Below are 13021 nucleotides of genomic sequence, written 5' to 3' on the forward strand. Positions count from 1 at the left end.
GCCCGCCGGGGCCGCTCGGCCGGCCCGGCGGGCCGGCCCGAGGGCTGGGCGGGTGTGCGGGCGGCGCCGTAGCATGGTACGGAAGTGTGCATGATTATGCGGCCGACTGCGTGACGTTCCGCACATGAAGTCCGGATGCGACCTTGCCTAGTCTCACCATTCGGGCTCGGGGTCCGATGATTCGCATCCTGCGGTCGACTCTGGGGATGGATTCGCAGGCGGCCATGATCGGCCTCTGTGGCGTGCGGGTTTCGCCCCTGTTTCGGGCCGCCGAACGCCGGGCACAATCGTCGGTACGTGCGCTGCTGCACGTCCTCTCATTGCACCCTTGACCTGCGGATCAGTCCGCGATGTGGACGCGATATTCCGCTTCCCGGGTTCTTGGGCATCATGTAACTTGCATGAAATCGCATCAGGGCCAACGTCGTCCCTACTGCACCAGCTTCGAAAGACGACGACGGGAGAGCCGATGCTGTCTGCATCCATGCACTCCGCCAACGAGCCCCAGGTCGGCGCCGCGCGCCCGCCGTACGCGCTCGTTCCGGATGCGCGACCTGCTGCTCAGGGCCTGTACGACCCGCGAAACGAGCACGACGCCTGTGGCGTCGGTTTCGTCGCCACGCTGACCGGCATCGCCGACCACACCGTCGTCGAGCAGGCGCTGACCGTCCTGCGCAACCTGGAGCACCGCGGTGCGACCGGCGCCGAGCCGGACTCCGGCGACGGTGCGGGCATCCTCACCCAGGTCCCGGACGCCTTCCTGCGCGCCAGGACCTCCTTCGAGCTCCCGGCGGCCGGCGCCTACGCGGTCGGCATCGCCTTCCTGCCCGACGAGGACGCCGCCGACGCGGCCGCCGTCGCGCAGATCGAGACCATCGCCGCCGAGGAGGGCCTGACCGTCCTCGGCTGGCGCGACGTCCCGGTCACCCCGGACCTGCTGGGCGCCACCGCCCGCAGCGTGATGCCGCGCTTCCGGCAGATCTTCCTGAGCAAGGACGGCGTCGAGGGCATCGTCCTCGACCGGATCGCCTTCGTCGTCCGCAAGCGCTCCGAGCGTGAGGCCGGTGTCTACTTCCCGTCGCTCTCCGCCCGCACCGTCGTCTACAAGGGCATGCTGACCACCGGCCAGCTGGAGCCCTTCTTCCCCGACCTGTCGGACCGGCTCTACGCCTCCGCGCTCGGTCTGGTGCACTCGCGCTTCTCCACCAACACCTTCCCGAGCTGGCCGCTCGCCCACCCGTACCGCTTCGTCGCGCACAACGGCGAGATCAACACGGTCAAGGGCAACCGGAACTGGATGACCGCCCGGGAGTCCCAGCTCGCCACCGACCTGATCCCCGGCGACCTCGGGCGGATCTTCCCGATCTGCACCCCGGACCACTCCGACTCGGCCTCCTTCGACGAGGTCCTGGAGCTGCTCCACCTCGGCGGCCGGTCGCTGCCGCACTCGGTGCTGATGATGATCCCGGAGGCGTGGGAGAACCACGCCACCATGGAGCCGGCCCGCCGTGCGTTCTACCGGTACCACTCCAACCTGATGGAGCCCTGGGACGGCCCGGCCTGCGTCACCTTCACCGACGGCACCCAGATCGGCGCCGTGCTGGACCGCAACGGTCTGCGCCCGGCCCGGTACTGGATCACCGAGGACGGCCTGGTCGTCCTCTCCTCCGAGGTCGGCGTGCTCGACATCGACCAGGAGAAGGTCGTCCGGAAGGGCCGGCTGCAGCCCGGCAAGATGTTCCTCGTCGACACCGCCGAGCACCGCATCGTCGACGACGAGGAGATCAAGTCGGCGCTGGCCTCCGAGCACCCCTACGCGGAGTGGGTCGAGGCCGGCCAGATCCAGCTCGCCAAGCTCCCCGAGCGCGAGCACATCGCGCACACCCACGCCTCGGTCACCCGCCGCCAGCAGACCTTCGGCTACACCGAGGAGGAGCTGCGCGTCATCCTCGCGCCGATGGCCAGGACCGGCGGCGAGGCGCTCGGCTCGATGGGCACCGACTCGCCGATCGCCGCGCTGAGCGAGAAGCCCCGCCTGCTGTTCGACTACTTCGTGCAGCTCTTCGCGCAGGTCACCAACCCGCCGCTGGACGCCATCCGCGAGGAGCTGGTCACCTCCCTGCTCTCCAACCTCGGCCCCGAGGGCAACCTGCTGGCCGCCGAGGCCGCCGCCTGCCGCTCCGTCGGCATCACCTTCCCGGTGATCGACAACGACGAGCTGGCCAAGCTGGTCCACATCAACGCCGACGGCGACCAGCCCGGCCTCAAGGCCGTCACGCTGTCCGGCCTGTACAAGGTCTCCAGCGCCGGCGAGGGCCTGGCCGCCCGGCTCGCCGCGATCGCCGCCGAGGCCGACGCCGCGATCGCCGACGGCGCCCGGATCATCGTGCTCTCCGACCGGCACTCGGACGCCGAGCACGCCCCGATCCCCTCGCTGCTGCTCACCTCGGCCATCCACCACCACCTGATCCGCACCAAGCAGCGCACCCAGGTGTCGCTGCTGGTCGAGGCCGGTGACGTCCGCGAGGTGCACCACGTCGCCCTGCTGATCGGCTACGGCGCCGGCGCGGTCAACCCGTACCTGGCCATGGAGTCGGTCGAGGACCTCGTCGCCCAGGGCGTCTTCATCGAGGGCGTCGAGCCCGAGAAGGCGATCAAGAACCTGATCAAGGCGCTCGGCAAGGGCGTGCTGAAGGTGATGTCCAAGATGGGCATCTCCACCGTCGCCTCCTACCGCGGCGCCCAGGTCTTCGAGGCGATCGGCCTCTCCCAGGAGCTGGTGAACGGCTACTTCGCCGGCACCACCACCAAGCTCGGCGGCATCGGCCTGGACGAGATCGCCCGCGAGACCGCCGCCCGGCACGCCAAGGCGTACCCGGCCTCCGGCATCCCCGCCGCGCACCGCGCGCTGGACATCGGCGGCGAGTACCAGTGGCGCCGCGAGGGCGAGCCGCACCTGTTCGACCCGGACACCGTGTTCCGGCTCCAGCACTCCACCCGCAACCGCCGGTACGACATCTTCAAGCAGTACACGGACCGGGTGAACGAGCAGTCCGAGCGGCTGATGACGCTGCGCGGCCTGTTCCGGCTGGACGGCCTCGGCCGCACCCCGATCTCCGTCGACGAGGTCGAGCCGGTCTCCGAGATCGTCAAGCGGTTCTCCACCGGCGCCATGTCGTACGGCTCGATCTCCCTGGAGGCGCACGAGACCCTGGCGATCGCGATGAACCGCCTCGGCGCCAAGTCCAACACCGGTGAGGGCGGCGAGGACCCGGACCGCCTGTACGACCCGGAGCGCCGTTCGGCGATCAAGCAGGTCGCCTCCGGCCGGTTCGGCGTCACCTCCGAGTACCTGGTCAACGCGGACGACATCCAGATCAAGATGGCCCAGGGCGCCAAGCCCGGCGAGGGCGGCCAGCTGCCCGGCCACAAGGTCTACCCGTGGGTCGCCAAGACCCGGCACTCCACTCCGGGTGTCGGTCTGATCTCGCCGCCGCCGCACCACGACATCTACTCGATCGAGGACCTGGCGCAGCTGATCCACGACCTCAAGAACGCCAACCCGGCGGCCCGCATCCACGTGAAGCTGGTCTCCGAGGTCGGCGTCGGCACGGTCGCGGCCGGCGTCTCCAAGGCGCACGCGGACGTGGTCCTGGTCTCCGGCCACGACGGCGGCACCGGCGCCTCGCCGCTCACCTCGCTGAAGCACGCCGGTGGTCCCTGGGAGCTCGGCCTCGCCGAGACCCAGCAGACCCTGCTGCTCAACGGTCTGCGCGACCGCATCGTCGTCCAGACCGACGGCCAGCTGAAGACCGGCCGCGACGTCGTCATCGCCGCGCTGCTCGGCGCGGAGGAGTTCGGGTTCGCGACCGCCCCGCTGGTCGTCTCCGGCTGCATCATGATGCGCGTCTGCCACCTGGACACCTGCCCGGTCGGCGTCGCCACCCAGAACCCGGTGCTCCGCGAGCGGTTCTCCGGCAAGCCCGAGTTCGTGGTCAACTTCTTCGAGTTCATCGCCGAGGAGGTCCGGGAGATCCTGGCCGAGCTGGGCTTCCGCACGATCGAGGAGGCCGTCGGCCACGCCGAGCACATCAACGCGCAGGCCGCGGTCGACCACTGGAAGGCCGCCGGGCTCGACCTGGCCCCGCTCTTCCACGTCCCCGCGCTGCCCGAGGGCGCCTCGCTCCACCGCACCACCACGCAGGACCACGCGCTCGACAAGGCGCTCGACAACCAGCTGATCGACCTGGCGCAGGACGCCCTGGAGAACGGCGACGCCGTCCGCATCCAGCTGCCGATCCGCAACGTCAACCGGACCGTCGGCACCATGCTCGGCCACCACGTGACCAAGCGGTACCGCGGTGAGGGCCTGCCGGAGGGGACCATCGACGTCACCTTCACCGGCTCGGCCGGCCAGTCCTTCGGCGCCTTCGTGCCCCGCGGCATCACGCTCCGGCTGGAGGGCGACGCCAACGACTACGTCGGCAAGGGCCTGTCGGGCGGTGTGATCGTGGTCCGCCCTGCCCGCGACGCCGCCGCCATCGGCAACGACGCGCAGAACCACGTCATCGCCGGCAACACCATCGGCTACGGCGCCACCAGCGGCCGGATCCACCTGCGCGGCAAGGCCGGTGAGCGGTTCGCCGTCCGCAACTCGGGCGCCACCCTGGTCGTCGAGGGCGTGGGCGACCACGGCCTGGAGTACATGACCGGCGGGCGGGTCGTCGTCCTCGGTGAGACCGGGCGCAACCTGGCGGCCGGCATGTCCGGCGGCATCGCCTACGTGCTCGACCTGCGGCCGGCCAACGTCAACGACGGCATGGTGGGCATCGAGGCCCCCACCGCCGCCGACCGGGACTGGCTGCGCGAGACCGTGCAGCAGCACTACGAGGAGACCGGCTCCACCGTCGCCGCCGAGCTCCTGGCGGACTGGGGCAGCGGTGTCTCCCGCTTCTCCACGATCATGCCGACCGACTACAAGGCAGTGCTCGCCGCCAAGGACGCCGCTGAGCGCGATGGCCTCTCCGAGGCCGAGACCACTCGCAAGATGATGGAGGCGGCACATGGCTGACCCCAAGGGCTTCCTGACCACGCCCAAGCAGCTGGCCGAGCGCCGTCCCGTGGACGTCCGTCTGCGGGACTGGAACGAGGTCTACGTCGAACGCAGCCTCCTGCCGATCATCACCAAGCAGGCCGGCCGCTGCATGGACTGCGGCATCCCGTTCTGCCACAACGGCTGCCCGCTCGGGAACCTCATCCCCGAGTGGAACGACCTCGCCTACCGGGACGAGTGGTCCGGTGCCATCGAGCGTCTGCACGCGACCAACAACTTCCCGGAGTTCACCGGTCGCCTCTGCCCGGCGCCGTGCGAGTCGGCGTGCGTCCTCGGCATCAACCAGGACGCGGTGACCATCAAGAACGTCGAGGTCACCATCATCGACAAGGCCTGGGACCGGGGCGGCGTCACCGCCCAGATCCCGGAGCGGCTCTCCGGCAAGACGGTCGCCGTGGTCGGCTCCGGGCCGGCCGGCCTGGCCGCCGCCCAGCAGCTCACCCGGGCCGGGCACACCGTCGTGGTGTACGAGCGGGCCGACCGGATCGGCGGCCTGCTGCGCTACGGCATCCCCGAGTTCAAGATGGAGAAGCGCCACATCAACCGCCGCGTCGAGCAGATGCGGGCGGAGGGCACCCGGTTCCGCACCGGCGTGCACGTGGGCGAGGACATCACCGGGCAGCAGCTGCGCGAGCGCTTCGACGCCGTCGTCGTCGCCGCCGGTGCGACCACCGCCCGTGACCTGCCGGTGCCCGGGCGCGAGCTCAAGGGCGTCCACCAGGCCATGGAGTACCTGCCGCTGGCCAACAAGGTGCAGGAGGGCGACTTCGTCGAGGCCCCGATCAGCGCCAAGGGCAAGCACGTCGTCGTCATCGGCGGCGGCGACACCGGCGCCGACTGCGTCGGCACCGCCCACCGGCAGGGCGCGGCCTCCGTCACCCAGCTGGAGATCATGCCGCGGCCCGGCGAGGACCGCCCCGGCAACCAGCCCTGGCCGACCATGCCGATGACCTACAAGGTCACCTCCGCGCACGAGGAGGGCGGCGAGCGGATCTACTCCGTCTCCACCACCCACTTCAGCGGCGACGAGGACGGCAACGTGCAGGAGCTGCACCTCGTCGAGGTGGAGTTCAGGAACGGGAAGTTCGAGCAGGTTCCCGGCAGCGCGCGGGCCCTCCCGGCGCAGCTGGTCACCCTGGCCATGGGCTTCACCGGCACCGACGTGAAGAACGGCCTGGTCGAGCAGCTGGGCGTGGACCTCGACGCACGGGGTAATGTTGCCCGTGACGGTCGTTTCGCCACCAACGTCGATGGCGTGTACGTCTGCGGCGACGCCGGGCGTGGCCAGTCCCTGATCGTCTGGGCCATCGCGGAGGGCCGTTCGGCCGCCGCGGCCGTGGACGCGTACCTGGGCGGCAAGACCCCGCTGCCCGCCCCGATCCGGCCGACCGACCGCCCGCTGGTGGTCTGACGCACCCCTGAACCGCCCGGCGCCGCATCGCCGGGTTGCACCGAGCCGCATCCCGCCAGAGTCGCCGGGCCACCGCGGTCCCTGGCGCCTGCCCTCTCCCCGACCAGTCAGAGGGCAGGCGCCGCTGTGCGTTCCCGCGCGGCGGTGCCCCCCGCACGGCGGTTCGGCCGTCGCCGTGGTCGCACCGGCTACCGGCCGTCCAGCAGGAGTTCGGACGCCTCGGTGCGGGCGTACAGCACCGTGCGGCCGGTGCGGTGCCGGGCGGTGAGGCCGGCCCCGCGCAGGGCCGTGAGGTGGTGGGAGACGTTGGCGGGGGAGAGGCCGGTCCGGGCGGCCAGCTCGGTGGTGGAGGCGGGCGCGGCGAGTTCGGCGAGCAGCCGGGCGCGGGTGCGGCCGATGACCCGGGCCAGCCCCTCGGGGACGGCGGGGCCGGTGGTCTCCCAGAGCGTGGCCACGCCCCGGGGCGGGTAGACCAGGCCGGGCTGGCCGGCGTTCCCGCTCTGCCAGACCATGCCGGGCCAGATGAACGCGCACGGCACCAGCACCAGCCCCCGGCCCGCGTCCAGCCGCTCCTCGATGTCGTAGCGCCGCTGGGCCAGCGTCAGCCGGCCGTCCCGCCAGCTCACCTTGTGGTGCAGCCCCTCGAACAGCGCCGCCGGCCCCGCCGCCGCCATCCGCCGCGCCCGGTACAGGATCTCGCCCTCCGCCAGTCGCTCGATGCGGGGCCAGTACGGCGCGACGGCCACCGCCCAGTACGCCCGGACCTCGGCCACCAGCCGGGCGATGCCGGCCCCGGGGTCGGCCCGCAGCGCGGCGACCAGCGGGGGCAGCGGTTCGGCCAGCGGGGCGAGGCCGGTGCGGACGGCGGCGGGCGTGGTGGAGGCCAGGAGGGCCAGCTCGGTCTCCAGGTCGGGCGCGGTGGCGGACGGCATCGGGATGAGGAAGCCGGGCAGGTGCCAGGCCGGCATCGGGACGAGCTGGGAGAGCAGGTCGTAGCGGACGCCGGCCGCGGCCAGCCGCTCGCGGGTGCGGCGCACCCACGGCAGGTGGACGGCCTTGGCACCCGGGTCCTTGAGGACCTGGACGCTGGTCACCACCTCCAGGAGGCGCGAGCACGCGAACCGGGTGGCGGCGACGTCCTGGGCGGAGAAGTCCAGGGTGAGCACGAGGTCCTCCGGCGGGGAGCGGGGAGCGAGCGGTGAGGATTCGAACAGGGTCGAATCTCTGGGCGCGGTCGATCATCGCCGAAAGGCTCGGCCCATGACCACCACCGTTGTGCCTGTCGCACTCCGGGACCGCCTCGGACTCCCCGTCACCACCGGCCGCCACCGGCTGATCGCCGCCCACCTCGTGGACAGCCTCGGCACCGGTCTGATCCTCGCCTTCACCCTCGTCTACTTCGCCCGCACCACCTCCCTCACCGTGGCGGCGATCGGCGCCGCCGTCTCCGCCGCCCGGTTGCTGGCGCTGCCCACCGCGATCGTCGTCGGCCCGCTGATCGACCGTTACGGCGCCCGGACCACGGCCGTCTGCGGCAACGCGCTCTCCGCCGTCGCCTTCGCGGGCTACCTGGTCGCCGGGCAGCTGTGGCAGATCGTGCTGGTCTGCCTGCTGGCCCAGATCGGGCACGTCGGCTACTGGACGTCCAGCAGCGGGCTGGTGGTGCTCGCCTCGGCCGACGGCGAGCGGACCCGCTGGTTCGCGCTCGTCCAGACCCTGCGCAACACCGGGATGGGGCTCGGCGGGGCCCTGGGCGCCGTCCTGGTGGCCGGGGGCGGCACGGGCGGGCTGCGGGCGCTGGTGGTGCTCAACGCGGTCAGCTTCGCCCTGGCCTCGGTCATGCTGGCCTCCTGGCGCCCGGCGGCCGATGCGGCCCCGGGGAGGGGCCCGGACGGGGCCGCGGGGGCGGCCCGGGGCGTGGCGCCCGCCGCCCGCGAGCGCGGCGGCTACCGGGCGGTGCTCCGGGACCGGCGGTACCTGCTGCTGGTGGCCGTCAACCTCACCTTCGTCTTCGGCTCGATGATCATCAGCATGCTGCTCGCCGTCTACCTGGTCGAGGGCCTGCACCGGGAGGCCTGGGTGGCCGGCTCGCTGCTCGTCCTCAACGGCGTCCAGGTGGTGCTCACCCAGAGCGCCGTCGCCCGCCGGCTGGAACGGTTCCGGCCGACCCGGGTGGTGGCGGCCGGCGCGCTGCTCAACGCCGTCGCCTTCGGACTCTTCGCCGCCGTGGCCGCCGCCCCCGGCTGGGCCGTCCTGGCCGGCCTCTACCTGGCGATGGCCGTCTACAACCTCGCCGAGACCGTCTCCACCCCCTACGCCGAGGAACTCTCCGTCTCGCTCGCCGACCCGGCCCGCCGCGGCCGCTACCTCGCCGTCTACCAGCTCTCCTGGAACCTCGGCCAGGCCGTCGCCCCCGGACTCCTCACCCTCCTCCTCGGCCACGGCACCGCGCTGCCCTGGATCTTCCTGCTCGTCCTGAGCCTGGCCGCCGTTCCCGCCCTGATGCGGCTGGAACGCTTGCGGTGACCGGGATCCGGGGATGTCCAGAGGGCCGTCCGACGGCTAGAGTGCAATCCGAGCAGCTACGGGACAACTACCGCGCGTGTCCGGGCGGCAGGTCGGCCCCGGGCACGAAGCCGACGGCGGCCGGGTCACCGGGGACCGCGTCGGGCGGGCTGTTCGCGGGGGCGTACCGAGGACTGTTGTTTGTCGGTCCCTGATGGAAGACTGCGGCCGACGGCCGGGGGGCTGCGCGAGGTGCGGAGGTTGAGGCGATGAGTGCGACTCAGGCGGGCGGCGGTGCCACGGTGCGGCGTCTGCTGCTGGGGTCACAGCTGCGCCGGCTCCGGGAGGCGAGGGGAGTCAGCCGCGAGGAGGCCGGGTACTCGATCCGGGCCTCCGAGTCGAAGATCAGCCGGATGGAGCTCGGCCGGGTCGGCTTCAAGGAGCGCGACGTCGCCGACCTGCTGACGCTGTACGGCGTCGAGGCGGAGCAGGAACGGGCCTCGGTACTGGGGCTGGTCCGCGCCGCCAACGCCACCTCCTGGTGGCAGGGGTACGGGGACGTCCTGCCGGGCTGGTTCCAGAACTACCTGGGGCTGGAGGAGGCGGCCACCCTGATCCGCAGCTACGAGGTCCAGTTCGTGCACGGGCTGCTGCAGACCGCCGACTACGCGCGGGCGGTGATCACCCACGGTGGGCACGTCACCGAGGCGGAGGAGATCGAGCGCCGGGTGGAGGTGCGGCTCAAGCGGCAGGCGGTGCTGACCGCCGAGCAGTCGCCCCGGCTGCTCGCGGTGCTGGACGAGGCCGTGCTGCGCCGCCCCTGGGGCGGGCCGGAGCTGATGCGGGCCCAGGTCGACCGGCTGCTGGAGCTGACCGAACTGCCCAACGTGGTGCTCCAGGTGATGCCGCTGGGGTTCGGCGGCCTGCGGGCGGAGGGCGGCGCGTTCTCCGTGCTGACCTTCGACGACCAGGACCTCCCCGACATCGTCTACCTGGAGCAGTTCACCACCGCGCTCTACCTGGACAAGCCGGCCGAGGTGGCCGAGTACGCCGGTGCGATGGACGGCCTGCTGGCCGACAGTCTCTCCCTCGACCGGACACGGGAACTTCTTCGCTCCGTACGCCAAGAGCTGTAGACGCTCAGTACGATGAGCCTCGATCAGATCTGATCGCGAACTGCTCGCGGGCGTTCACGAATCGGCACGAGAGGGACTTAGATGTCGTACCTTTCCGAGTTGGCGCTGCAGTACATCGACGGCGAGTGGCGCAATGGCAGCGGCTCCTGGGACATCGTCGACGTCGACCCGTTCACCGGTGACAAGATCGCCACCGTCACGGTCGCCACCGTCGACGAGGTCGACCAGGCGTACCGGGCCGCCGAACGGGCGCAGAAGGAGTGGGCGGCCACCAACCCGTACGCCCGCCGGCTGGTCTTCGAGCGCGCGCTGCGGATCGTCGAGGAGCGCGAGCAGGAGATCACCGAGGCCATCATGGTCGAGCTCGGCGGCACCGCGCTCAAGGCCGGGTTCGAACTCGCCCTCACCAAGGACATGCTGCGCGAGGCGATGCAGCTGGCGCTGCGCGCCGAGGGCCGGCTGCTGCCCTCGCCGGTCGACGGCAAGGAGAACCGGCTCTACCGCCTGCCGGTCGGCGTGGTCGGCGTGATCAGCCCGTTCAACTTCCCGCTGTTCCTCTCGATCAAGGCCGTGGCGCCCGCGCTGGCGCTCGGCAACGGCGTGGTGCTCAAGCCGCACCAGGAGACCCCGGTGGTCGGCGGCACCCTGCTCGCCAAGATCTTCGAGGAGGCGGGCCTGCCGGCCGGCCTGTTCAACGTCGTGGTCACGGACATCGCCGAGATCGGCGACGCGTTCATCGAGCACCCGGTGCCGAAGGTGATCTCCTTCACCGGCTCCGACAAGGTCGGCCGGCACGTCGCCACCGTCGCCGCCTCGCACTTCAAGCGGACCGTGCTGGAGCTGGGCGGCAACAGCGCGCTGATCGTGCTGGACGACGCCGACCTCGACTACGCGGTCGCCGCCGCCGTGTTCAGCCGCTTCGCCCACCAGGGCCAGGTCTGCATGGCCGCCAACCGGATCCTCGTCGACCGCAGCGTGGCGGAGGAGTTCACCGCCAGGTTCGTCGCCAAGGTCGCCGGCCTGAAGGTCGGCGACCCCAAGGACCCGGCCACCCAGATCGGCCCGCTGATCAACCCCGTCCAGGCCGCCGCCATCGGGGCCGAGGTCGACCAGGCGCTCGCCGCCGGCGCCACGGCGCTGCTGCGCGGCGAGACCAACGGCAGCCTGATGGACCCGGTCGTCCTCGGCGACCTGCCGGCCGACGCGCCGATCCTGCGCCGCGAACTGTTCGGGCCGGTGGTGCTGGTGGTGCCGTTCGACGGCGAGGACGAGGCGGTGCGGATCGCCAACGACACCCCGTTCGGGCTCAGCGGCGCGGTGCACACCGCCGACGTCGAGCGCGGCGTGCGGGTGGCGCAGCGGATCGAGACCGGCATGATCCACGTCAACGACGGCACGATCGCGGACGAGGCGATCGTGCCCTTCGGCGGGGAGAAGAACTCGGGCGTCGGCCGGCTGAACGGCGAGTCCACGGTCGACGCGTTCACCACGGTGAAGTGGATCTCGATCCAGCACGGACGCAGCCGCTTCCCGTTCTGAGGCGCCGCGGCCGGTGCGGCCGTACGGGTCCGGCCGTCCCCCCGCCGTGGCGGGCGGACGGCCGGGTTCCACCTTGTTTCCGTAGGTGTACGGCAGATGCCCTATGCTGCCCGGCATATGACCGGAACGGACCCAGGGGGTATCGGGGATGACCGACTATCAGGAGATCGGCCGGGACTGGCTCGTCGGCGGTGAGGGCGACGAGGCCCGCCCGCCCACCGACCTCCGTCCGGAGATCCCGCACCCCGCCCGGATGTACGACTACTACCTCGGGGGCAAGGACAACTTCCCCGCCGACCGCGCGGCCGCGGAGAAGGTCCTCGCGATCAGCCCGCTGGTGCGGATCAGCGCCGTCGCCAACCGGGCCTTCCTCGGCCGCGCCGTGCGACAGCTCGCCACCGAGGGCATCCGGCAGTTCGTCGACGTCGGCACCGGGATCCCGAGCGCAGGCAACACGCACGAGATCGCCCAGGCGGTGAACCCCGACGCGCGGGTGGTCTACCTGGACAACGATCCGATCGTGCTGGTCCACGGGCGCGCCCTGCTGAGCGGAACCGCCGCCGGGAGCACCTCCGTGGTCCAGGCCGACCTGCGTGACCCCGCGGCGATCCTGGCGACCCCCGAGGTGCGCAGGGCGCTCGACTCCGGCGAGCCGGTCGGCCTGCTGCTCGTCGCGGTGCTGCACTTCGTCGACGAGGAGCGCGACCCGTACGGCATCGTGCGCACCCTCGTGGACGCGCTGCCGGCCGGCAGCCGCCTCGTCCTCTCGCACGGCACTCTCGACTTCACCCCCGACGTCGACGCCTCCCGCGGTCCGGCCGTCTACCGCAGCGCCACCGCACAGCTGACCATGCGCAGCCGCGCGCAGGTGCTGCGCTTCTTCGACGGCCTGGACCTGGCCGAGCCCGGCCTGGTCACCGCGCCGCTCTGGCGCCCCGACGGGCCCGAGCAGTCCACCGACTCCCAGGTGGGCATCTGGGCGGGCGTCGGCGAGAAGCGGTAGGGCGGCGGGCCGGGCCTCGCGGCCGTCGGGCCGACGGGTGGCGGAGCGGTTCGGCGGGCACCTGCTTGCCGCCCGGCTCGACGGTGGCGATCGGGACGTAGGTGAGGTCGGGACTGCGGAGCTTGCCGGTGCGGGGCGAGGCGAGGTCGGTGTTCTCGCGGGGCGTCGGATCGGCGGGGCGGCAGGCGTCGGACCGGCGGCGGACGAGCAGCAGGTTCCGCTGGTGGATCACGGACGGCCGGCCGTCATGATGATCTCGTCGCCGGAGACCTCGATCCTCCACCCCGACGGAGGGGTGAGGCTCTGCGCGCAGG

Annotated in this window: 7 protein-coding genes; 6 read left to right on the forward strand and 1 reads right to left on the reverse strand. The window is 72.0% G+C overall.

Annotated elements, in window-relative coordinates; translation table 11 throughout:
* Positions 1-484 precede the first annotated feature (484 nt).
* Entirely contained in the window at positions 485-5071 is a 4587-nt protein-coding gene (gene gltB / locus PUR56_RS36140; RefSeq protein ID WP_329952162.1) for a glutamate synthase large subunit, read from the forward strand.
* Positions 5064-6524, forward strand: coding sequence for a glutamate synthase subunit beta (locus PUR56_RS36145; RefSeq protein ID WP_329952064.1), 1461 nt, complete (start codon positions 5064-5066; stop codon positions 6522-6524). The genes gltB and PUR56_RS36145 overlap by 8 nt, the downstream gene beginning before the upstream one ends.
* Positions 6525-6712: 188 nt before the next feature.
* Here PUR56_RS36145 and PUR56_RS36150 read toward each other — a convergent pair whose 3' ends face one another.
* Positions 6713-7690, reverse strand: a complete 978-nt coding sequence (locus PUR56_RS36150) for a winged helix-turn-helix domain-containing protein (RefSeq protein WP_329952065.1) — start codon at positions 7688-7690, stop codon at positions 6713-6715.
* A gap of 94 nt (positions 7691-7784) precedes the next feature.
* Between PUR56_RS36150 and PUR56_RS36155 the strand changes: the two genes are divergently transcribed.
* The 4 genes from PUR56_RS36155 (at position 7785) to PUR56_RS36170 (ending at position 12707) form a co-directional block, all read left to right on the forward strand.
* Entirely contained in the window at positions 7785-9050 is a 1266-nt protein-coding gene (locus tag PUR56_RS36155) for an MFS transporter (RefSeq protein WP_329952066.1), read from the forward strand.
* Between the two features lie 248 nt (positions 9051-9298).
* Positions 9299-10165 carry a helix-turn-helix domain-containing protein gene (locus PUR56_RS36160; RefSeq protein ID WP_329882082.1) on the forward strand — a complete coding sequence of 289 codons (867 nt, stop codon included), beginning with the start codon at positions 9299-9301 and terminating at the stop codon, positions 10163-10165.
* Between the two features lie 81 nt (positions 10166-10246).
* Positions 10247-11704, forward strand: a complete 1458-nt coding sequence (locus PUR56_RS36165; protein ID WP_329882081.1) for an aldehyde dehydrogenase family protein — start codon at positions 10247-10249, stop codon at positions 11702-11704.
* A 148-nt stretch (positions 11705-11852) separates the two neighbouring features.
* Positions 11853-12707, forward strand: a complete 855-nt coding sequence (locus tag PUR56_RS36170; protein ID WP_329952067.1) for an SAM-dependent methyltransferase — start codon at positions 11853-11855, stop codon at positions 12705-12707.
* Positions 12708-13021: the final 314 nt, after the last annotated feature.

Source organism: Streptomyces sp. BE303, from assembly GCF_036290945.1.
GTDB lineage: Bacteria > Actinomycetota > Actinomycetes > Streptomycetales > Streptomycetaceae > Kitasatospora.